Raw genomic sequence first — 21,533 nt, 5'->3', positions numbered from 1 at the left:
CCCGCACCTCCCGCAAGCCAGGCCCTGCCCTTGCGGCGCCTGCGGGATTTCTCAGGACTCAACGGTTCGCGCCTCGCGGTAGGTCCTGGTGATCCGGCCGCGGGGGCTGGTCACCACTTCGTAGTGGATGGTGCCGAGCAGATCGGCCCAGTCCTGCGCCGTGGGTTCACCACTGACGCCCGGCCCGAACAGGATCGCCTCGTCGCCTTCGGCCACGTCGGTGCGTCCCGGGCCGAGGTCGACGACGAACTGGTCCATGCATATCCGCCCGACGCCCGGTCGCCGCCTGCCGTTGATCATGACCTCCAGCCGACCGCCCAACGACCGGAAGACGCCGTCGGCGTAGCCGACCGGGATCAGCGCGAGGTTGGTGTCGCGCTGGGCGGTCCAGGTGTGGCCGTAGGATACGCTCTCCCCTGCGCCAATCGACTTCACCAGGGCAACAGTGCATTTCACCGTCATCGCGGGCACCAGACCCATATCGCCGCGCTCGGGCACCGGACTCAACCCGTATATCGCGATGCCGGGGCGCACCATGTCGAAGGCCAAGTCGGGACGAGACATCGTGGCCGACGAATTCGACAGGTGTGCGACGTCGAACCGCACACCCTGGTCACGCGCCTGCGCCAGCATGTCGCCGAATCGTTGGGCCTGAAGGTCATTCACTGGGTTGGCGGGCTGGTCGGCGTAGACCATGTGCGACATCAGCCCCCGCAGCGTGATGGCCTCCTCGGCGACGGCTCGGCGCAGCGCGGTCAGCATCGACGGGTATTGCCCCGGCGATACCCCATTGCGGTTCAGCCCGGTGTCGACCTTGACGGTCACCACCGCGGTCCGGCCGGTGCGGCGCGCCGCGTCCAGCACCTCCTCGAGCTGGCGCTCCGACGACACGGCGATCTGAATGTCGGCCAGCAGCGCGGGCCCGAAGTCGATGCCGGGCGGGTGCAGCCAGGCCAACACCGGCGCTCCGATTCCGGCCGCGCGCAGAGCCAGACCCTCGGCGACGGTGGCGACACCCAACTCGGTGGCCCCCGCGGCCAGCGCGGCGCGCGCCGTCTGGACGGCTCCGTGGCCGTAGCCGTCGGCCTTGACCACGGCCATCACCTGCGCGCCGCCGGCCTGCTCGCCCAGCAGGCGCACGTTGTGCTCAATCGCGCCCAGGTCGACCAGGGCCTCGGCGAGGACGCCCGGTGTCAGGGATATCGGCGTAACGGCCAAAAAAGTCGCGCTCCCGCTCTCGTCTGTCTGTTGGTTGGCTGTCTGCCAGTTCGCAGCAGCCATTGTCCCAGAACGGGTCGGACACATCGTTCGCCGACGGCGGGCGGACCGCAACGGGCCAGGATGGCTTCGTCGCAGTAATCACAGGCGTCACACGCGCCCCGCCGGGAATCTGACCGACGATTGCCCGCCTTTCAGCGACAAATCGCGACGTCAATGGCCCATGGGCTCGTTGTCGCTGTGAGGCGGGCAATCGCGCACATGACTTCCGCCGCCACCGCTGTGGCCGCCGTGACTCATTCGGCGGGACGTATCCGTGTGACACATCCCGTGCGGCACCACCGATGTGACACAGCCGGTGTGACAACCCCGTAGGACGGGCTCAGTGCGCGAAGTGCTCGGCCCTGTAGTGGCCGCCCGGCTTGAGCTTGTCCAACGACGCCAGCGCGGCACGGGCATCGTCGTGCAGGGCCCGGGCCAAGTCGGCGGACAGTCCCTCGCGCACCACGATGCGCAACACCGAAATGTTGGTGGCGTTGTCCGGCATGGTGTAGGCAGGCACCTGCCAGCCGTAGCCGCGCAATTCGTGGGAGACGTCGAACTCGGTGTACCCGCAGTCCCTCGAAAGCCGGAAGCTGACCACCGGGATCTCCGAACCGTCGGAAATCAACTCGGCGTGTTCTCCGCTGCGCAGCTGCTCACCCAGCCAGCGCGCCGTCGACGACAGCGTCTGCATGACCTGCGTGTAGCCCTCGCGGCCCAGCCGCAGGAAGTTGTAGTACTGGCCCACCACCTGGTTGCCGGGCCGGGAGAAGTTCAGCGTGAACGTCGGCATGTCGCCGCCCAGATAATTCACGTGGAACACCAGATCGTCGGGCAGGTACTCCTTGCCGCGCCACACCACGAACCCGACGCCCGGATAAGTCAGCCCGTACTTGTGGCCACTGACGTTGATCGAGACCACCCGGGGCAGCCTAAAGTCCCACTTCAGCTCGGGGTGCAGGAAGGGCACCACGAATCCCCCGCTGGCGGCGTCGACGTGGACCGGAACGTCCACCCCGCCACCGGCGGCCAGCTTGTCCAACGCCGCGCAGATCTCGGCGATGGGCTCCAGTTCGCCGGTGTAGGTGGTGCCCAGGATCGCCACCACCCCGATGGTGTCCTCGTCGACGGCGTCGATGACCTGCTCGGGCGTGATGACGTAACGCCCCTCCTCCATCGGCAGGTAGCGCGGTTCGACGTCGAAGTAGCGACAGAACTTCTCCCAGACCACCTGGACGTTGGACCCCATCACCAGGTTGGGGGTGCGCGTCTTCCAGCCGTCTTTTCCGGAGCCGACCTTTGCCCGCCACCGCCACTTCATCGCCAGACCGCCCAACATCACCGCCTCGCTGGACCCGATGGTGGATACCCCGCACGCGCTGGACGGGTCGTCGTCACGCAAGCCCTCGGCGTGGAACAGGTCGGCCACCATGGACACACAGCGCTGTTCGATGGCCGCCGTCGCCGGATATTCGTCCTTGTCGATCATGTTCTTGTCGAACGTCTCGGCCATCAGCCGGCCCGCCTCGGGATCCATCCAGGTGGTGACGAAAGTGGCCAGGTTGAGCCGTGAGCTGCCGTCGAGCATCAGCTCGTCGTGGATGAAGCGGTACGCGGCCTCCGGGTCCATCGACTCGTCGGGCATCCGCAGCGCCGGTACCGGCGCGGTGAACAGGCGGCCGGTGTAAGCCGGGGCGATTGAGTGTGCGCGCATAGACGGGTGTTGGGGCACAACGAAATCCTTTCAACGACTCCTACAGGGCGGCCAGGGCGGCTCGGATGTGCGGCACCATGCGCGATGCCGAGGTGGGCGCTTCTCCGGGACCCGGGTCGGCGGCCGACAGCGCCGCCGCGCGCGCGTGCACGAAGGCGGCGGCGGCCGCCGCCTCGACCGGCGGCAAACCCGACGCCAGTAGCGCGCCGATCATGCCGGACAACACGTCACCGGAGCCGGCCGTGGACGCCCACGACTGCCCGGCCGGATTGAGGTAGACCGGGCCGCCGGGATCGGCGATGACGGTGACGTTGCCCTTGAGGAGAACCGTGGCGCCGAACATGTCGGCCAGCTTGCGGCACGCACCCACCCGGTCCTCACCGGGCGGGTTACCCGCCAGCCGGGCGAATTCACCCGCGTGGGGAGTCAGCACCGTCGGGGCGGTGCGGTTGACCACCAGCTCGGGATGGGCCGCCAGGATCGTCAGCCCGTCGGCGTCCACGATCACCGGCAGGTCGGTCTCCAGCGCGAACCACAGCGCCGCGGCCCCGACGTCGTCGGTGCCCAATCCGGGCCCGACGACCCAGGACTGCACCCGTCCGGCCGATGCGGGGGTGGGCGAGGCGATCACCTCGGGCCAGTGCGCGAGCACCTCGCGGTGCGCGCTGCCGGCGTAGCGGACCATGCCGGAGGTGGCCGCGACGGCGGCGCCGGTGCACAGCACGGCGGCACCCGGATACGTCGACGAGCCGGCCATCACGCCGGTGACGCCCTGGGTGTACTTGTCGTCGTGGGGCCCGGGCACCGGCCAGCGGGCGGCCACGTCGGCGGTCTCGAAGCCCCGCACGTCGGTGTTCGCAAGAGCGAGCCCGATGTCGATCAGCCGGACCCGCCCGCAGTCGGCGAGTGCGTGCACGGGTTTGAGCCCGCCGAAGGTGACGGTCAGCACGGCGTGCACCGCGGGGCCGGTGATCGCCCCGGTCGCCGCGTCGATGCCGCTGGGGATGTCGACGGCGACCACCGGGATTCTCGCGTTGTCGACGGCGGCGAACACCTCGGACGCGGCGGGTCGCAGCGCTCCGGAGCCTGAGATCCCCACCACACCGTCGATGACGAGATCTGTTGTCGGGGAGACACCTTCGACGATGCGGCCGCCGGCCCGCAAAAACGCCGCCATGCCTTTGCGATGGGTGCGCTCGGGGTTGAGCAAGATCGCGTCCGCGGCCGCGCCGCGGCGGCGCAGGAAGGTGGCCGCCCACAGCGCGTCACCGCCGTTGTCTCCAGAGCCGACGACCGCGCACACGCGTCGACCCGCTACCCCACCGGTACGGGCGGCTAACTCGCCGAGGATTTCGGTGGCAAGCCCGTAAGCCGCCCGGCGCATCAGCGCACCGTCGGGCAGGCTGGCCAGCAGAGGCGCCTCGGCCTGGCGGATCGCGTCTACGGAGTAGTAATGGCGCATCAGAGTCAGATTACGTGTCCACGTGGCGGTGGACAGCCGCGCTCGGCAGGCCTGCGTCCACGGCGACCGGCACCGCTGCGGAGTGGCTTGGCGCCCACGGTGTTTCGGTGCCCTCCGGTGCCGGCATCAGGTCGAGGGCTTTGGCGGCACGTTGCGGCGCGCCATGGCCTGCAGGCGCGCGGGGCTCAACGGGCTGTTGCGCCTGGAGCGCGTGCGCGTCATCGGGTAGAAGCACAAGCCGATGAGGATCGAGGTGAAGTGCCCGATGGCGGTGAAGTTCAATTCGCTGCCCATCGTGATCAGCGGGAAACCGAAGATGATGCACAGGACCCCGAGATATCCCCAGCGCCACGGCCGGGCGATGTGGTAGCTCAGCACGGCCATCACGCCGACGAGGAAATAGCTGACCCCGATGTCGCGGGCATGCACCAGCCGTTGCGGGGCGTCGTGTTCCTCGATCGCGAAGTAGAGGATGCCTTCGCTGATGTAGGTGGCAAGGATGTGCGAGCTCAATCCGACAGTGAGCCAGCGCAGCTGGCCGAGCCAGTGTTCGGCCGGCGCGAGGAACAGGGTGAACAGCAGGAGGTAGGGCTCGAATTTTTTGCCGTCGATCCACAGCAGGCTGGAGAACAGGACGGCGAGCGGGTCACTGCCGAGCTCGTGAATGTTGGTGGAGCGGTGCAGCAGTACCGAGTGCAGTTCCTGGCCGGTGAGATGGTTCTGGATGAACGTCGTGATCATCAGCACCAACAGCCAGCCGTAGGTCAGCGGCGCGGTGATGACGAAATGCCAGACCACCAGCGTCATGCTGCGCACTCGACTGCGAACCGATGGATGCGCCACGACATCAACCTTCGCACGCTGGGCAGTCCGCCGGACGACTTCGGCGGCAAACACGCCACCGACGATCGGCTACTCCTCCGGCGGCGAGGCGACCGGATCCGCCGGTGCGGGGGTCGGACCCGCCGCGGCGGGCACCGGGCGCAAATGCCGCCACCAGCAGCCGATGTACAGGATCATCGAGATCGCCAGCGCGAGCAGGACCCAGATGACGACGGTGATATCGACCCAGCTGCCGAAGGGCGGCGAGCCGGGTAGCGCGTTTCGCAGCGGCACCACCGCGAACAACATCGCCGCGTACCACGTCGTCATCGGTGGCTGAAACGGCCGCCGATTCCGCGCCGTCTGAATCGCCACGACCAGAGCCAGGCTGGCGATCGTGATGAGCACGCCGAGGATCACGACGGCGAACGCCGCGGTGCTCAGCGAGCGCCGCACGTTCAGTCGGTAGGGGCCGTCCGCCTGGGATCTGGTGGCGGATAGCCGCCATCCCGAAAGGTGATCGACGAAAGTGACCGGCACACGCTCGGGCGCCCGGTCGGTGTCAGGCCCATGGAAGATTTCGACCTCGATCGGCCCCGACCGGTATTGATCGAAGGGCCAGCGCTCGATCTGGCCGGCGATGGTCAGCGGGACGGCCATCAGGCCGGGAAGCATGCCCTTGGTCCAGGTGTGCCGGGAGGGCATCGCGGCGGACCTGACGCGCAGACTCAGATCTTCCTTGAGGTGGCGGGTTTTGGGGTCCAACAACGCCGATCCGGGATTGAACGCCAGATTGACCGCGAGCACGCTGTTGTTGGATTGAATGTCTTCGACGTTGACTGTCGCCGACGGCTTGTCGCCTTCGACCGTTGGGGCGGCAACATCCAGACGCCGGCCAGTACCGCTTTGCGCGTACATCGCGACGGCCACCACGTATGCCGCGAGGATCAGGACGACAAGGCCTACGGCGCCGTATTTCGTGCCGGCCGCTCGCATAGTTGCTCCCGCCATCCCACCTGCCGCGAATCCTGCCCCAGGGCAATGTAATGGATCGGCTGGGTGTCCGCCGCTGATAGGGGCGAAGGGGCGCGAGCTATGCGCGCCTATTCAACGGTGACGGACTTGGCCAGGTTTCGCGGCTTGTCGACGTCGTAACCGCGGGCCTGGGCCACCGACGCGGCGAACACCTGCAGCGGGATGGTCGACAGCAGCGGCTGCAGAAGCGTTGACACGGACGGAATCTCGATCAGGTGGTCGGCGTACGGGCGCACGGTGTCATCGCCTTCTTCGGCGATGACGATGGTTACCGCACCGCGGGCCTGGATCTCGCGGATGTTGGACAACAACTTGGCGTGCAGCACGGCCGATCCTTTGGGGGACGGCATGATGACGATGACCGGCAGATCGTCTTCGATCAGCGCGATGGGGCCGTGCTTGAGCTCTCCGGCGGCGAATCCCTCGGCGTGCATGTACGCCAATTCCTTGAGTTTCAGCGCGCCTTCCAGCGCCACCGGGTATCCGACGTGGCGGCCCAGGAACAGCACCGTCGGGGACTGGGCGAATTGATAGGCCAAGGCGGCCACCGGTTTGATCGTCGCGATGACCCGCGCGACGAGATCCGGCATCGCCTCCAGCTCGTGGTATTCGCGCTGTACCTCGTCGGGGTACTTGGTCCCGCGGGCCTGCGCGAGGGCCAGCCCGACCAGATAGTTGGCGGCGATCTGAGCCAGGAACGTCTTGGTCGAGGCCACCCCGATCTCGGGGCCGGCACGGGTGTAGAGCACGGCGTCACACTCACGGGGGATCTGCGAGCCGTTGGTGTTGCAGATCGCCAAGACCTTGGCCTTCTGCTCCTTGGCGTGCCGGACCGCTTCGAGGGTGTCCGCGGTCTCGCCGGACTGCGAGATGGCGACCACCAGGGTGCTGCGGTCCAGAACCGGGTCCCGGTACCGGAATTCGCTCGCCAGCTCGACCTCGACCGGGAGCCTCGTCCAGTGCTCGATCGCGTACTTCGCCAGCAGGCCGGAGTGATACGCCGTCCCGCAGGCCACCACGAACACCTTGTCGATCTCGCGGAGTTCCTGATCGGACAGCCGCTGTTCGTCCAGGACGATCCGGCCGTCGACGAAGTGTCCCAGCAGGGTGTCGGCCACCGCCGCGGGCTGCTCGGCGATCTCCTTGAGCATGAAGTACTCGTAGCCACCCTTTTCGGCGGCGGCCAGATCCCAATCGATATGGAACTCGCGGTATGCCGCGGGTCCCAGGTCGTCGTTGCCGTCGAAATCGGTGATCCGGTAGCCGTCGGCGGTGATCACCACGGCCTGGTCCTGGCCGAGTTCGATCGCGTTGCGGGTGTGCGGGATGAAGGCCGCCACGTCGGAGCCGACGAACATCTCCCCGTCGCCGATGCCGATCACCAGCGGGGTGGAGCGGCGGGCGGCGACGATGGTGCCGGGGTCGTCGGCGTTGGCGAACACCAACGTGAAGTGGCCGTCCAGGCGGCGCAGTACGGCGAGCACCGATGCGGCGAAATCGCCTGCGGTGGGGCCATGCCGGTACGCCTGCGACACCAGATGCACCGCCACCTCGGTGTCGGTGTCGCTGGCGAACTCCACGCCCTGAGTCTCCAGCTCATGACGCAGGCTGGCGTAGTTCTCGATGATGCCGTTGTGGACAACCGCGATCCTGCCGGCGGCGTCGCGATGCGGGTGGGCGTTGCGGTCCGTTGGGCGTCCGTGGGTGGCCCATCGGGTGTGGCCCAGGCCGGTGGTTCCGGTCAGCGACGACGCCGGTATTTCGGCGATCGCCTCTTCCAGGTTGGCCAGCCGGCCGGCACGACGGCTGACCGTCAGGGTGCCTGCCGAGGGGCCACTGCCATCGACCAAGGCGACGCCCGACGAGTCGTAGCCCCGGTACTCCATCCGACGCAGCGCGGACATGACGACCTCACAGGCGGGACGCTGCCCGACATAGCCGACAATTCCGCACATTCTGAACAGGGTAGTGCAGGTGCAGCACCGGCCCCGCACTCTGAGGTCATGGTTAGGCCGCCCACCTGCACGAAAGGCTTGTTTGACCGACCCTACCGCCAGTTCTCCCTCCGGCTCGCCGAGCACATCGGAGCTGTGGTCATGTTTGTGCAGCGCACCTACACCTTCACCGGAACGCTCGAGCAATGCGAACGCGCGTATCGCGGTGCCCAAACCCACAGCTTCCTGGCCGGTTGGCGGGGCGTATCCCGCAGCAGGACGCTGACGTTCATTCACTCCCTCGTCACAGTAATTCACCTGATGTATTCGAAACATTGTTATTCGCCACGACATCTGCCGCGCGCATCACTTTAATCTTCCAAATATCAGCAAATACCGTAAAAACCTCAAACCTCGGAAGGACCGTCTGCAATCAGGGCTTTTGTCGGCTACGGGTCGGACATATCAGCTACCTGAGATCGCGCTTTTAGCTGAGCCATGAATTCAATTGTCAGTAATTGTTGACGGGGAGTTGTGCACCGGGTCGCATTGAGATGCGTAACTTTCTCCGACCGCGACCGGGCGCCATCAGGAGGCAGAAATGACCGCAGTTCGCTACGACGATCTGGTGCCCGCCCCCATCGCGCCGGCAACCCCGCAGAAACCCAGGCCGCGTCCTGGGGCGTCGGCAAACTCCGGCAACCCCTTGACGGATATGACCGCCCAACTGCTGTCGGTCCCGCTGCGCCAGCTTTACGCGGCCCTGTGGCGAATGGGCGTCATCGAGGTCACGAGTTAGCCGGGGCTCCGCGCACCGGCGTTCGCAAGCCGGGCGGCGTTCCTTCTCCCCCGGCGCCTGATTGCGATGCGCTAACGTCGACGCGTGGCCCGTACCCGCAAGCTCGTCGCAGCTCTCAGCCGCCGTGGCCCCCATCGGGTTTTGCGTGGCGACCTGGCCTTTGCGGGTTTGCCGGGGGTGGTGTACACCCCCGAGGAGGGGATGAATCTGCCCGGCGTGGCGTTCGGCCACGACTGGCTCACCAGCGCGGCCCGCTATTCGAACTTGCTCGAGCATCTGGCGTCATGGGGCATCGTGGCCGGCGCCCCCGACACCCAGCGCGGCCTGGCTCCCTCGGTGCTGAACTTCGCGTTCGATCTCGGCACCGCCCTGGACATCGTGTCGGGCGTGCGCCTGGGCCCCGGCAAGATCAGCGTGCACCCGGCCAAGCTCGGCGTGGCCGGTCACGGCTTCGGCGGCTCGGCGGCGGTGTTCGCCGCGGCCGGGATGCCCACCAAGCCCGCCGCAGCGGCGGCGATCTTCCCCAGCGTCACCAGCCCGCCGGCCCAGCAGCCGGCGGCGACGCTGAATGTTCCCGGGGTGATCTTCACCGCGCCCGGCGATCCGAAAACGTTGTATTCCAACGCGTTTGCGCTGGCCAATGCCTGGGACGGGGCGACGCTGCGCATCGTCAGCAAGGCCCAACCCGGTGGGCTGATCGAGGGCCGACGGCTGACCAAGGTGCTGGGGCTGGCCGGTGCGCACCGGCGCACCCAACGGTCGGTCCGGGCGTTGTTGACCGGCTACCTGCTCTACACCCTGGGCGGCGACGAAGAATATCGCGATTTCGCCGATCCGCAAATGCACCTGCCCGGCACCGATGTGATCGACCCCGAGGCCGCAGCGATTCCACTGGAAGACAAGATCGTCGCGCTGCTGAAGTGAGGCGGCACGGCCGAGGGGGTAATCGCCTTCTATGTCGACCGTGCAAGCGCTCTACGACCGCTGGATCATCGAACTGTGGAACGGCCAGCCCATCGCGGCAGAGATCGTCACCGACGACTTCGTAGGTCACTGGCCCGGCCGCGAGGTGTGCGGACCCCAGGAGCTTGCGCAGATCATTGAGCAAACGCGAAACATGTTCTCGGAATTGAGTTTTGCCGTCGAGATTGGTCCACTGTCCGACGGCGACCTGGTTGCCGGGCGCTGGGTGGGCACCGGTCTCGGTCCGGACGGACCGGTCTCGTTCACCGGCAACGACATCCTTCGCCTTGCCGCCGACGGCCAACGGTTCGCCGAATACTGGACGGGCACTTCGGCAGGCTGAGCGCCCCGGCCCGCGCGACAGCGTGGTAAGTGTCATTCATGCGAATCGGGATCGCGCTGAATTATTCGGGTGGCTTTCACGAGGCCGTGCACCGCGTGGTCGAATTCGAAAAATCGGGTATCGAAGTCGTGGTGGTGGCCGAGGCGTATGCCTTCGACGCCATCAGCCAACTGGGCTATCTGGCCGCCAAGACCAACACCGTCGAGCTGGCTTCCGGGGTGCTGCCCATCTACATCCGCACGCCGTCGCTGCTGGCGATGACCGCCGCGGGGCTGGACTACGTGTCCGACGGGCGATTCCGCCTGGGCATAGGCACCTCCGGACCGCAGGTGATCGAGGGATTCCACGGCGTCGCGTTCGACGCCCCGATCGGCCGCACCCGCGAGATCGTGGAGATCTGCCGCAAGGTGTGGCGCCGCGAACGCGTGCGATACGACGGCAAGCATTACCAGCTGCCGCTGCCCCCGGATCGCGGGACGGGTCTGGGCAAGTCTCTGCAGCTCATCAATCACCCAGTGCGCGAACGCATTCCGGTCAGCATCGCCGCGCTGGGCCCAAAGAATGTCGAGCTCACCGCCGAGATCGCGGAGGGCTGGCAGCCGGTCTTCTACCTGCCGGACAAGGCCGCGTCGATCTGGGGCGAGTCGCTGGCGGCCGGTGCCGCCAAGCGTGATCCCGCATTGGGGCCCCTCGATGTGATGGTGCACGCGTCGTTGGCCATCGGGGATAACGTGGACGATCGCCTGGCGTGGGTCAAGCCACAGCTGGGCCTCTACATCGGCGGGATGGGCGCCAAAGGCCGCAATTTCTACCACAATCTGGCGACGCGGTATGGGTTTGGGGAGGTCGCCGACCGGATCCAGGAGCTGTACCTGTCCGGACGAAAGCAGGAGGCCATCGACGCGGTGCCCGACGAGCTGGTGCGCGGCATGTCGCTGATCGGCCCGCCCGGATATGTCGCCGAACGCATGGCAGCCTTCGCTGAGGCGGGAGTGACCACGCTGTTGGTGAATCCGCTGGCCGCCGACCGCGCCGAATCCCTGCGCTTTGTCGAAGAAGCGCTGAAGTTGCAGCCCTGAGCGGTCACTGCCCCGCCTGCGGAAGCTGGTCGGCGGCAATCTCGCACGGCGTCGATCCCTGGTCGGCCGCGGGTGCCGGTCCGGCGACGGGACCAGCGGTCGGCGCGGGCCCTACGGTCGGCGCGGGCGGTGCAGGTGTGGTCGCCGGCGGTGGGGCCTCGTCCGGTTGGATCGTGTCGTCGGGCTCGGCCTGAGGTTCGTCGGTTTCGACGGGCCGGTTGGTTTCGACGGGGTCGTCCGGATCATCGGGGGTCTTCTCGGCGACCAGGTTCTCACGATCGTCTGCATGGAAGGGTGTTTCGTCGACAGGGTCCTCGCCCTCGTTCAACGGATCCGCGCCGTCCAGGCCGTCACCGGCCGATCCGATCAGCCCGCTTACCGCGTCGACGATCCGGCCGGCCAGCCCGAGCAGACCGCCGCCGCCGAGTCCGCCACCGCCGAGTCCATCACCGAGATCGCCACCGCCGAACCCACCCAGATCGCCCACCGGCATGCCGGGGGCTTCACCGAGCCCAGTTCCCCAGTCCCCCGGCGGCACGGCGGCGACCGGCGGCGGTGGCGGACTCGGCGAAATCGGTGCGGCGCTTTCCGAATCGGGCGCAGCGGCCGGCAGCGTCGCAGCGGTCTTTACGGTCGCGACGGGCGCGGCGTCCATCGGCGGGGCGAGCTGGACCGGTGCAACACCCGTCCCGAGATCGCCGGGGGATTCGAAACGCGCCGTCGGGACGGCGGTCATCTTGTCGATCACCATGGCGTAGGACGTCTCCACCCCGTCCGAGGCGGACCGCATCGCGGTAACCCAGTCGTTGCGAATGTCGTTGTCCACGAAGGGCAACACCTGTTGGCGCACCACCTCCGCCGCGCCGTCACGGTCCCCGGCCAGCACCGCGGCAGCCGCGGCCAGCCATGCCGGCCGCTGAGTGCCCACGCGGTCGTCGACGGCCACGGTGTTCACCACCTCCAAATCGATGAGGTACCACAGGTTGTCGCGCAGCGACTCGCAACGCTGGGCCGCCGCGCGCAGCTCCGTGACAACGGCATCCCCGGTGTCGCAATGCCGCTGCAACAGCCGCACAGCGGCGTCCCCGCCCGGACCGGTCCACGCGGCGGCCAGCTCGGCCACCTGGGCGCGCTGCATCCGCAGCGCTTCGGCCGCCACCACACCCGCCGCCCGCAACTCCGCGCAGTCGCGGTCCAGCGTGCGCAGGTCGAGACCGTCCTCGCCCGCATACCGCTCGCGGATCTGTACGGGATGCGTTGTCAGGTCAGGGTTTTGGTAGCCCAATGCGTGGCAGGCCTGCACGTAGGCCTGGGTGTGCTCGACGGCGGCCAGGCCCTCGGCGAGGCGGGCTGCCACATCCAGTCGGTCGGCCACGACCTAGGCGATCCGCGCCGCGGCATACAGTTCGGCATCGGCGTAGCGCTCGGCGCTCGACCGCAGCGCGGCGGCGATCTCCGCCGATGCGCGCGACCACCCTGACACCTGCGCCACCAGTCGATCCAACTCGACGCGCAGCGCGTCTCCGCGCGCGGTGTGCGTTCGCCCGGCGCTGGCCCCGGTGAAAGCCAGCCTGGACAAGTGGTCGCTTACCGAGCGGTCGATGAATTCGGCCGCCATCGCGAATTGGTTAGCGATCCGCTGCGCCCCCGGTAGGTCGATCTGGGTGCGGGCCATGGCTACGGGACATGCTCCCCCAACGGATTTCATGCCTTATCCGACGCCCGCGGCCGCGGCGGGGTTCCGATGAGATCAGAGCGCGTCGCTGACCGCTTCGGCGACTCGGGTGGCGACCCGCGCAGCGACGTCCTTCTCGGGCGCTTCCACCATGACACGGATCATCGGTTCGGTTCCCGAGGGGCGCAATAGGATTCGGCCGGTATCACCCAATTCGGCCTCGGCCTGTCCGACGGCCCGCCGCACCGCGGGCGCGCTGGCGGCGGTGTCCTTGTCGGCGACGGTGACGTTGATCAGCACCTGCGGCAACGTCTTCATCGCCGAGGCCAGCTCGGCCAGCGACGAGCCGGTCTGCACCATGCGGGTCATCAGCCGCAGCCCGGTGACGATGCCGTCGCCGGTCGAGCCGAGCGCGGGCATCACGATGTGCCCGGACTGCTCGCCACCCAGGCTGTAGCCGCCGGCGCGTAATTCCTCCACGACGTAACGGTCCCCGACACCGGTGGTGCGCACCGTGATTCCGGCCGAGCGCATGGCCAGATGCAGTCCCAGATTGCTCATCACGGTGGTGACCAGCGTCTTGGACGCCAGTTCGTCGGCCTCGTGCATGGCGAGCGCGAGCACCACCATGATGTGGTCACCGTCGACCAGGTTGCCGTCGGCGTCGATGGCCAGGCAGCGGTCGGCGTCCCCGTCGTGGGCAAGGCCCAGGTCGGCGTGGTGCGCGACGACGGCCGCGCGCAACGAATCCAGGTGCGTGGAGCCGCAGTCGTCGTTGATGTTGAGCCCATTGGGTTCGGCGTTGATCGCGATCACCCGCGCACCGGCCGCGCGGTAAGCGCGCGGAGCCACCGCGGAGGCCGCGCCGTGGGCACAATCCACCACCACGGTCAACCCGTCGAGGCGCAGCGTGCTGGCCTTGCTCAGATGGCGCAGGTAGCGGTCGTCCGCGTCCGCGGCGTCGATGACCCGGCCGATCCCCGCGCCGACCGGACGCGAACCGGGATCGAGCTCGAGCAGCGCCTCGATCTGATCCTCGGTGCCGTCATCGAGCTTGTGGCCACCGGGGCCGAAGATCTTGATGCCGTTGTCGGGCATCGGGTTGTGCGACGCCGAGATCATCACACCGAAGCCGGCGTCATACGCGCCGGTCAGGTAAGCCACCGCGGGGGTAGGCAGCACTCCGACGCGCAGCGCGTCGACACCTTGACTGGTCAGCCCGGCGATCACCGCGGCCTCCAGCATTTCGCCGCTGGCGCGCGGATCGCGACCGATCACCGCGACCCGCCGGCCCGGTGCCGGCTCGCTCGCCAGGTGCCGCGCAGCCGCGTAACCCAGCGCGAGCGCCAGCTCGGCGGTCAACTCGCGATTGGCGACCCCACGGACACCGTCGGTGCCGAATAGTCGACCCATGCGATAAAACCTCTCACAGTTGACGGGCTAGCACCTAACGTGCCCGTTCCTTTGTCGATGAAACCGACGGCGGCAGGGCGCAGACACGCCGCAACCGGCCACAACTTGTGCATCGCGATGCCAAGTTGTGGCCGGATAGCGACTGCTGATCAGCGCTTGCTGTACTGAGGCGCCTTACGGGCCTTCTTCAGGCCGTACTTCTTGCGCTCGGTGGCGCGCGGGTCGCGGGTGAGGAAGCCGGCCTTCTTCAGCGACGGCCGGTCCTCCGGCTGGGCCAGGATCAGCGCCCGGGCGATGCCCAGTCGGAGCGCACCGGCCTGGCCCGATGGGCCGCCCCCGTGCAGCCGCGCGTAGATGTCGAAGCTTTCCACCCGGTCGACGGTGACCAGCGGGGCCTTGATGAGCTGCTGGTGCACCTTATTGGGAAAGTAACCCTCCAGGGTGCGGCCGTTCAGGTTGAACTTGCCGGTGCCGGGCACCAGGCGCACCCGCACCACGGCCTCCTTGCGGCGACCGACGGTCTGGATGGGCCGGTCGAACACGAAGGGCGCGGCCGCTGCGGCCGTCTCCGAGGCCTCGACCGGGGCTTCGGTCACCTCGGTGACGGCCTCGACGGTCTCTGCGGCTTCTGGAGTTTCGGGGTTTTCGGGATTTTCGGGATTTTTTAAGCCCTCGGTCGTTTCGCTCACTGGGCCACCTGCTTGATCTCGTACGGAACGGGCTGTTGTGCGGCGTGCGGGTGCGTCGGACCGGCGTAAACGTGCAGCTTGCGCGCGATCTGCCGGGCCAGCTTGTTTTTGGGCAGCATGCCGACGATCGCGTCCTCCACGACACGGTCGGGGTGCTTGTCCATCAGCTCGCGGATGGTTCGGCTGCTCAGACCGCCGGGATACCCCGAGTGGCGGTAGGCCAGCTTCTTGTCCAGCTTCTGGCCGCTGAAGGCGACCTTGTCGGCGTTGATGACGATGACGAAGTCACCGCCGTCGACATTGGGGGTGAACGTCGGCTTGTGCTTGCCGCGCAGCAGGGTGGCTGCCGCGACGGCAAGGCGGCCAAGCACCACGTCCGTGGCATCGATGACGTGCCACGACCTCGTGGTGTCACCCGCCTTTGGCGTGTACGTAGGCACAGCGCTTACCTTCTTCTCTCGAGGTGGATCCCGGTGTGACCCGGGGGGCCGGTCAGGCGTTCACGGCAGGGCTTGGTCTCGGCGACCGACATTGACCCGAGGCCCCGTCGTACCGCACGCCAACGGAGCAGCTTACCGATCGCCATCCCCGCAGGTCAAAATGACTGTGTGGTCCCAGCGGCTCTCCTCCGCCAGGACCACACAGCCTCACGGCGCGGCTACCTCCGCGCGGTGGTCTTTTCGGCCGCTACCGCGCCCAGACGCCGGCGGCCCGGCGGTCGGCGTTGGCGACCTCTTGCGCACCGTCGCGCACGGCGTTTCCCAGGGCGGCCAGAATCTCATTGAGCGCCGTTGCCGATTGGTGCCATTTGAGCTGCTCAGCCTGGTATGCCGCGGCCGCTTCGCTGGTCCAGAGCTGCCGCAGCGGTGCGATTTGCGATCTCAGTTCATCCAGCGCGGCGACCAAGCGCGCCGATGTGGAGTGAATTTCCTGCCGCACCGTGTGTTCGATCTCGCCGAAGTTGTAGGAAAGCACCGGGTCCATGGGAGTCCTCTCTCGTTACAGGTCCCCGCCGGCGGCGGCGATGTGGTGTGCGTGGTTTTGGCCGGCTTCCTGCAGGGTGGCGGCGTTGTGCCGAATGGTCTCGGCGATGGTGTTCAGGGCGTGATAAAGCCGCACCGACTCCGCGTTCCAGCGATCCATGACGTCTTTGAAGCGCGCGGCCGCGAGCCCACCCCAAGCCGACGGCGGCACCCCGTTCATGCGACCGACGAACGCCTGCAGCTGTGCCCTGATTTCCTCGTTGCGGGCGTCGGTGATCGCAGCGACCGACCGCATCAGCTCGAGATCGGTGCTCAGCGTGTTCGGTGCAGCCATACCAAGTACGACCCCCGGCGCGGTACTTCGGTTCCACCAATTTTCATTCGATCGCGTGGGCGGATCGCACCGCCTGGTCGCAGGCGTCGCGGACGGCGTCTTCGTCGCCGGGCCGGCTCTGGCAGCCGATGCTGATCCGGACCGGCCCGTCCAGGAGCACAATCCACCGCACGTGATGCGCGGGGCGCACCTCGCGGTAAGTCACCGCTGGGCGCCCGGCGCTGGTTCCGGCTGGGTTGAAGTCGACGAACAGCCCGGGATCCTCGGCATCGATCGCATGCTTCAACCGCTCGGCGGCACCGCTGAGCGTCTCGCCGGCGACCGGTGATTGGGTGATGTGCAGGGCCACTTCGGGATCGGTCCGCGACGTGACCTGTACTCTGGCCGACCCGGGCCCGTCGACCACGCGCTGCGCCGCCCAGGTCGCCGGCACCGACAGCGCCACCCGACCTTCCACCAGATATGTTGTCGGCGCGGTTTTTACCGGCTGCGGCGCCACCACCGCGGTTCGGCCGATCGTCAACGCGGTCGGCGCCGCCGCGGCGACGACGATCGCGGCCGCCACGAGCCCGCTGCGCGTCCGGCCGGTACCGGCGGGTGCGGCCGGCTCCGGCGGTTCGCCGGTTGTGGGGTAGGTAGATCGCGCCAGGCGAGCCAGCCGAATGTCGTTGATTTCAGCGATGTCCGGGATGCTTCGTCCGCCCTCGCGCAGCGCATCGGCGATCAGCGCAGCCAGCGCCGGCGCACCGGCGACGGTGCTTGGAACGTCGATCAGCACGGCTTCGGGCGCCAACGCCGCAACGACGCCCGCGACGTCGTGGGCGACGGACAGCGGTTCGGCCGTGCGCGGTACAGCCGTGACCTCGCACGCGATGATCGCCACCAGCCGCTCGGCTATTTCGACCACGACCGTCGCATCCGGTGCGCACTGGGACGCCTGCCCCAACAGCCACGATCGCGTTCGTGTCTGACCCGCCACCGCCGCGGCGGCCTCGCGCACCACACCGACGCGCGATGCGGACCACCACGACGGATGCATGACGACCGTTCCGTCGCCGTGGCCCCGGGTTGCCGATCGCAACGCGGCTTCCCACAGTGCGTCGACGGCGGCCGGCCGCTCCCCTACCAGCGCCACCCGGTCGTCGATCGCATCGAGCGCCGTCCGGACGATGTCGAGTATCTCGCCGTCGGCGACGCCCCGTGTGGCACAACATAATCGCCGGATGGTGCCGGGCCCGGCCTCGATGTAAGCGGGATGCTGGCTCACGGTGCACTCCAGGCAACCTGGACGAGTTCCTCGCCACCGGCCCGAGTGACCAGGACGCCGCGGCCCCGCGGCAATCGCATCGGTGCGGTGGATGCCAGCGATGTACCCTGCGCCGGACATCCGCTCATCATCAGTGACGCGCAACCGAGGTCGCGCAGACTCGCCAACAGCGGCTCGAACATCGCCCGCTCGAGTCCGCCGCTGCGGCGCGCGATGACCAGATGTAATCCCAGATCTCGCGCATACGGCACGAATTCGACGAGCGGCGCCAGGCCATTGGCCGCCGGCCCGGCGACCAGGTCATAGTCATCGACGATGACATAGAGGTCCGGTCCAGACCACCAAGAGCCGCTGCGCAACTGATCCTGGCTGGCGTCGGGTGGCGGCATCCGCCCCTGCAAAACCTCCAACAGATCGGGCAGCAACACGGCCAGGGCGGCGGACGACATGGCGTAACCGCTGAGATGTTTTGACTCGACGACACCAAGTAGCGTGCGCCGAAAGTCGACAATCAACAGCTGAGCCTGGCCGGGCGTCTTCGTCCGGACGATCTCCCGGCACAACGTCCGCAGCGTCGCGGTCTTCCCGCATCCGTTGTCACCGACGACAAGGAGGTGCGTGCATCGTTCGAAATCGACTGCGACTGGCCGCAGTTCGCGCTCCCGTAGGCCGAGCAGCATCTGCGTACCCAACTCGGGGCTCGACCGGCGCACCACATCCTCGCGATCCACACGCTCCGGCAGCAGGGGTATCGGCGGGGCAACCGATTCACCATCGGGCACCTCTACGATGGGCAGCGCCACCACCATGTGCAGGCCCTCACGAGAAAGGCCATGGCCCGGACTGTCACGCGGAACATGCTGCGCCGCCTTGCGGTCGATTTCTGAATCGGCGGGATCACCCAGACGCAACTCGATGCGCGTACCGATCTGATCCCTCAGTGAGGGCCGCACCTCGGACCACCGCGATGCCGACAGCGCCACGTGCACGCCGTATGAAAGCCCCTGAGCCGCCAGCGCGGTGACCGACTCCTCCACTGTGCCGAATTCTTGGCGTACGCTCGCCCAGCCGTCGATGACGAGGAATACGTCACCGAATGGATCAGCGGATGCACCAATGTCCCCACGCCGCTTTCGGTATTCGGCGATCGACGCGATGCCATGCTCGCGGAACAAGGCCTCTCGGCGACGGAAAATCGCCCCGCATTCGGCAACTATCCGGTCGACCAGGCGCGGCTCGGCGCGGCCGGCGACCGCGCCCACATGCGGCAGCGTGTGCGCCGCCGACAGCGCCCCGCCACCGAAATCCAGACAGTAGAACTGCACCTGGTCAGGACGGTGCGTCACCGCCAACGCCGTAACTAGCGTCCGCAGCGCCGTCGATTTCCCGGATTGGGGTGCACCGATGACCGCCAGATTGCCCGTGGATCCGGACATGTCGACCATCAGTGGCGTGCGGCATTGGTCGAAGGGCCGGTCGACAATGCCGATGGGGACGGCCAGGGCACCCGGCGCGCACTCAACGTCGGCCAAGAGGGCGTCCAGCGCCGGTGCCTGCCCGAGCGGCGGCAGCCAAACGCGGTGCGCGGGTGGCCCCTGGCCAGCCAGCCGGTCCAGGACAGCGCTCGAAATGGTCCATTCGGCTGCCGCGCTCGCCTGTGCGGCGCGGCTGACCGCCCCGGTCACCCAGCTACCGAACACCTGCACCGTTCGCGCCGCCACGGCGTGCCCGCCGGCGTTCGTCGGCACGGGCGCCGAAACCGACGCGGCCTGGAAGCGAATCGGTTCGGCGCCGCTGACGCGCAAGAAGCCGGCGCCGGGCGCGCTCGGCAGGCGGTATGCGTCCAAAGAACCCAATATAGTCTGGGATTCGTTGGCCGACAGTGTTTTCAGGCACAGCCGATATGACAGATGGGCTTCCAGTCCGCGTAACCGACCCTCATCGAGGCGCTGACTGGCCAGCAGCAGGTGGATGCCCAGCGACCGTCCGAGGCGGCCGATCGCGACGAACATGTCGGCGAAATCGGGATGCTGGCTGAGTAGTTCGGAGAACTCGTCGACAATGACGAACAGCGTTGGCAGTGGGGGCAGCGTCCCAACGCCGCGTCCCCGGTCATATGCTACGACGCTTGCACAGCCCGCCATCCGCAACAGCTGCTGGCGACGGTTCATCTCACCGGCCAGGGCAGCGCGCATCCGCGCCACCAGCGGCGCGTCGTCGGCCAGGTTGGTGATCACCGCAGCCACGTGCGGAGCGTGCGCATAATCGAGAAAGGTTGCGCCGCCCTTGAAGTCGATGAGCAGCAGGTTGAGCGTCTCCGGCGAGTTGTGCGTCATCATGCCCAATGCGATGGTGCGTAACAACTCTGACTTGCCCGACCCGGTCGCGCCGATGCACAGCCCATGGGGGCCCATCCCGTCTTCGGCCGGCTCTTTGATATCCAGCTCGAGTGGGGTGCCCCCAACGGCGGTTCCGATCGGAACGCGAAGGCGGTCGCGATCTCGTCGGCGGCGCCACAACGCGGCCGGGTCGAGGTGGTCCAGATCGGAAATGCCGGCCAACTCAAGCCAATCCGGGTCAGCTCCCACCCGGCGCGTCGCGCGCACATGATAGCCGGCCAGCCGGCGCGCACATATCAGCGCGTCGATGGGTGCCATCCGGTCAGGGCACCATCCCGGTGCCTGATCACCCGGCGACCGGATCACCGGCGGGGCGCCGTCGCAGCTGGTACCGATCCCGATCGTGGTTGCGCCATCGATCGGGTCGGCGCCCAGAGCCAAATCGGTGAGCACCACCACTTCGGGTCCCTGGACCGCAGCGAGCGCATGCTGAACCTCCGCCGTGCTCGGGTAGATCATCCGCGCCGGCCCCGCCTCATCGAGGTCTAGCGGATGTTGATTGTGCGGGAGCCATTTCAGCCAATCCCAGTGACCGCACGCCTCATCGTCGACAGCGGCGGCGATCAGCAGTTGGTCGGGTGCGTGCAGCACGGCAAGTTGACAAAGGATCGCACGCAGTAGCCCGCGCACCGCGCCCAGATCGCCGTCGATCGTCACGAGTGCCCCCGCATGCAGGCCGATCGTGACCGGAGCGTGGACCGTTGAATGCGTCTGCAGGAAACGCGTGAGTGCCGTGACGGTGACGGGATCACCATGCCCCTCCGGAGCAAGCTGCGGGGCGACCAGACGGCGGGCGAGCGGCTGAGTTCCCATGCCCACCCGGATGAGGCCGAAGTCGGCGTCGGTTCGCCGCCGCTTCCACATCCGCGGACCACCGATCAGGGTCCACAGCGTGTCGGGATCGGGGTGGCTGCGCACCGCCGACCGGTATTGTGCCGCGGCGATTTCGGACACGCACCGGCGCAGCCCGCTGAGGTAGTCCAGATATTGATCGCGGTCGGCATCGACGCTACGGCCTCGTCCGCGAGCCCGGCCGGTCAGCCCCGTCACCACGGTCGAAACCAGCATCATCGCCGGGAACACCAGAAACAAGGGGCTGCGGGGCAGGCCGGTCCCAGCGGTGAACACCGCGGCCATCATGCTCATGCCCACCACGGAAATTGCGACCGGCAGAAGCCGCGCAAGCACGCCCGGCACCGTCGGCGACGGAAGGTCCGGCGGCGCCGCAACGACGATGTCCGCAGCCGGAATACGCGATTCCGCCGGCCCGGCAGCCTGGGTCACCTCATCCCCTTCCCGAGCGGCGACGCTACGAAGCACCGGCATCGGCGGCAAGTCAGCTGTGCACAACCGAATACGGCG

General features: G+C 67.7%; 19 protein-coding genes. 4 read left to right on the top strand and 15 right to left on the bottom strand.

Features of this window, described 5'->3' with window-relative positions:
* Window positions 1-51: 51 nt before the first annotated feature.
* The 6 genes from alr to glmS all read right to left on the bottom strand — a co-directional run bounded on the left by alr (window position 52) and on the right by glmS (window position 8,248).
* The gene (gene alr / locus AC5Y4F_RS18130) at window positions 52-1,218 is read right to left on the bottom strand and encodes an alanine racemase (RefSeq protein ID WP_067932771.1); all 1,167 of its coding nucleotides are present in this window, start codon (window positions 1,216-1,218) and stop codon (window positions 52-54) included.
* Between the two features lie 382 nt (window positions 1,219-1,600).
* Window positions 1,601-2,974 (bottom strand): glutamate decarboxylase, encoded by a 1,374-nt coding sequence (gene gad / locus AC5Y4F_RS18125; RefSeq protein WP_156749993.1) that lies wholly within the window; start codon window positions 2,972-2,974, stop codon window positions 1,601-1,603.
* A gap of 40 nt (window positions 2,975-3,014) precedes the next feature.
* A complete protein-coding gene (locus AC5Y4F_RS18120; protein ID WP_067932651.1) occupies window positions 3,015-4,436 on the bottom strand; it encodes a bifunctional ADP-dependent NAD(P)H-hydrate dehydratase/NAD(P)H-hydrate epimerase in 1,422 nt (473 codons plus the stop codon).
* Between the two features lie 126 nt (window positions 4,437-4,562).
* Entirely contained in the window at window positions 4,563-5,243 is a 681-nt protein-coding gene (locus AC5Y4F_RS18115) for a rhomboid-like protein (RefSeq protein WP_067932769.1), read from the bottom strand.
* 105 nt (window positions 5,244-5,348) lie between these two features.
* A complete protein-coding gene (locus AC5Y4F_RS18110; protein ID WP_067932648.1) occupies window positions 5,349-6,254 on the bottom strand; it encodes a DUF4436 domain-containing protein in 906 nt (301 codons plus the stop codon).
* A 107-nt stretch (window positions 6,255-6,361) separates the two neighbouring features.
* Window positions 6,362-8,248, bottom strand: a complete 1,887-nt coding sequence (glmS, locus tag AC5Y4F_RS18105) for a glutamine--fructose-6-phosphate transaminase (isomerizing) (RefSeq protein ID WP_499997765.1) — start codon at window positions 8,246-8,248, stop codon at window positions 6,362-6,364.
* 580 nt (window positions 8,249-8,828) lie between these two features.
* Between glmS and AC5Y4F_RS18100 the strand changes: the two genes are divergently transcribed.
* From AC5Y4F_RS18100 to AC5Y4F_RS18085, 4 genes are all read left to right on the top strand, one after another.
* Window positions 8,829-9,026, top strand: coding sequence for an Rv1535 family protein (locus AC5Y4F_RS18100; RefSeq protein WP_067932646.1), 198 nt, complete (start codon window positions 8,829-8,831; stop codon window positions 9,024-9,026).
* A gap of 84 nt (window positions 9,027-9,110) precedes the next feature.
* A complete protein-coding gene (locus tag AC5Y4F_RS18095; protein WP_499997764.1) occupies window positions 9,111-9,950 on the top strand; it encodes a dienelactone hydrolase family protein in 840 nt (279 codons plus the stop codon).
* Window positions 9,951-9,981: 31 nt separating this feature from the next.
* Window positions 9,982-10,332 carry an ester cyclase gene (locus AC5Y4F_RS18090; protein ID WP_067932642.1) on the top strand — a complete coding sequence of 117 codons (351 nt, stop codon included), beginning with the start codon at window positions 9,982-9,984 and terminating at the stop codon, window positions 10,330-10,332.
* Window positions 10,333-10,370: 38 nt separating this feature from the next.
* Window positions 10,371-11,411 carry an LLM class F420-dependent oxidoreductase gene (locus AC5Y4F_RS18085; protein ID WP_499997763.1) on the top strand — a complete coding sequence of 347 codons (1,041 nt, stop codon included), beginning with the start codon at window positions 10,371-10,373 and terminating at the stop codon, window positions 11,409-11,411.
* Between the two features lie 4 nt (window positions 11,412-11,415).
* On the opposite strand, the gene AC5Y4F_RS18080 is transcribed toward AC5Y4F_RS18085, so the two are convergent.
* From AC5Y4F_RS18080 to eccCb, 9 genes are all read right to left on the bottom strand, one after another.
* Window positions 11,416-12,786, bottom strand: a complete 1,371-nt coding sequence (locus AC5Y4F_RS18080; RefSeq protein ID WP_499997762.1) for a hypothetical protein — start codon at window positions 12,784-12,786, stop codon at window positions 11,416-11,418.
* A 3-nt stretch (window positions 12,787-12,789) separates the two neighbouring features.
* Complete coding sequence (locus tag AC5Y4F_RS18075) at window positions 12,790-13,119, bottom strand: type VII secretion target (protein ID WP_067929744.1); 330 nt, start codon at window positions 13,117-13,119, stop codon at window positions 12,790-12,792.
* A gap of 42 nt (window positions 13,120-13,161) precedes the next feature.
* Window positions 13,162-14,499 carry a phosphoglucosamine mutase gene (gene glmM, locus AC5Y4F_RS18070; protein WP_499997761.1) on the bottom strand — a complete coding sequence of 446 codons (1,338 nt, stop codon included), beginning with the start codon at window positions 14,497-14,499 and terminating at the stop codon, window positions 13,162-13,164.
* Window positions 14,500-14,648: 149 nt separating this feature from the next.
* Window positions 14,649-15,095: a 30S ribosomal protein S9 gene (gene rpsI / locus AC5Y4F_RS18065; protein ID WP_197520436.1), complete on the bottom strand. Its 447-nt coding sequence runs from the start codon at window positions 15,093-15,095 to the stop codon at window positions 14,649-14,651.
* Between the two features lie 89 nt (window positions 15,096-15,184).
* Window positions 15,185-15,628, bottom strand: a complete 444-nt coding sequence (gene rplM / locus AC5Y4F_RS18060) for a 50S ribosomal protein L13 (protein ID WP_007773455.1) — start codon at window positions 15,626-15,628, stop codon at window positions 15,185-15,187.
* A 247-nt stretch (window positions 15,629-15,875) separates the two neighbouring features.
* Entirely contained in the window at window positions 15,876-16,172 is a 297-nt protein-coding gene (locus AC5Y4F_RS18055) for a WXG100 family type VII secretion target (RefSeq protein WP_067929746.1), read from the bottom strand.
* 15 nt (window positions 16,173-16,187) lie between these two features.
* Complete coding sequence (locus tag AC5Y4F_RS18050) at window positions 16,188-16,505, bottom strand: WXG100 family type VII secretion target (protein WP_499997760.1); 318 nt, start codon at window positions 16,503-16,505, stop codon at window positions 16,188-16,190.
* Between the two features lie 43 nt (window positions 16,506-16,548).
* The gene (locus tag AC5Y4F_RS18045) at window positions 16,549-17,772 is read right to left on the bottom strand and encodes a type VII secretion-associated protein (protein ID WP_067929748.1); all 1,224 of its coding nucleotides are present in this window, start codon (window positions 17,770-17,772) and stop codon (window positions 16,549-16,551) included.
* Entirely contained in the window at window positions 17,769-21,497 is a 3,729-nt protein-coding gene (gene eccCb, locus AC5Y4F_RS18040) for a type VII secretion protein EccCb (protein WP_499997759.1), read from the bottom strand. The genes AC5Y4F_RS18045 and eccCb overlap by 4 nt, the downstream gene beginning before the upstream one ends.
* Between the last annotated feature and the right edge of the window lie 36 nt (window positions 21,498-21,533).

The organism is Mycobacterium sp. NGS56 (assembly GCF_059812425.1).
Note: the sequence above shows the minus strand (reverse complement) of the source record. Positions and strands in the feature narration are given on the sequence as shown.

What these genes read in the sequence shown, in the direction of transcription:
- gad (WP_156749993.1), bottom strand. Translation starts at nt 2,974, where the DNA reads ATGCGCGCACACTCAATCGCCCCGGCTTACACCGGCCGCCTGTTCACC.
- AC5Y4F_RS18120 (WP_067932651.1), bottom strand. Translation starts at nt 4,436, where the DNA reads ATGCGCCATTACTACTCCGTAGACGCGATCCGCCAGGCCGAGGCGCCT.
- AC5Y4F_RS18115 (WP_067932769.1), bottom strand. Translation starts at nt 5,243, where the DNA reads ATGACGCTGGTGGTCTGGCATTTCGTCATCACCGCGCCGCTGACCTAC.
- AC5Y4F_RS18110 (WP_067932648.1), bottom strand. Translation starts at nt 6,254, where the DNA reads ATGCGAGCGGCCGGCACGAAATACGGCGCCGTAGGCCTTGTCGTCCTG.
- glmS (WP_499997765.1), bottom strand. Translation starts at nt 8,248, where the DNA reads ATGTGCGGAATTGTCGGCTATGTCGGGCAGCGTCCCGCCTGTGAGGTC.
- AC5Y4F_RS18100 (WP_067932646.1), top strand. Translation starts at nt 8,829, where the DNA reads ATGACCGCAGTTCGCTACGACGATCTGGTGCCCGCCCCCATCGCGCCG.
- AC5Y4F_RS18090 (WP_067932642.1), top strand. Translation starts at nt 9,982, where the DNA reads ATGTCGACCGTGCAAGCGCTCTACGACCGCTGGATCATCGAACTGTGG.
- AC5Y4F_RS18085 (WP_499997763.1), top strand. Translation starts at nt 10,371, where the DNA reads ATGCGAATCGGGATCGCGCTGAATTATTCGGGTGGCTTTCACGAGGCC.
- AC5Y4F_RS18075 (WP_067929744.1), bottom strand. Translation starts at nt 13,119, where the DNA reads ATGAAATCCGTTGGGGGAGCATGTCCCGTAGCCATGGCCCGCACCCAG.
- glmM (WP_499997761.1), bottom strand. Translation starts at nt 14,499, where the DNA reads ATGGGTCGACTATTCGGCACCGACGGTGTCCGTGGGGTCGCCAATCGC.
- AC5Y4F_RS18055 (WP_067929746.1), bottom strand. Translation starts at nt 16,172, where the DNA reads ATGGACCCGGTGCTTTCCTACAACTTCGGCGAGATCGAACACACGGTG.
- AC5Y4F_RS18050 (WP_499997760.1), bottom strand. Translation starts at nt 16,505, where the DNA reads ATGGCTGCACCGAACACGCTGAGCACCGATCTCGAGCTGATGCGGTCG.
- eccCb (WP_499997759.1), bottom strand. Translation starts at nt 21,497, where the DNA reads ATGCCGGTGCTTCGTAGCGTCGCCGCTCGGGAAGGGGATGAGGTGACC.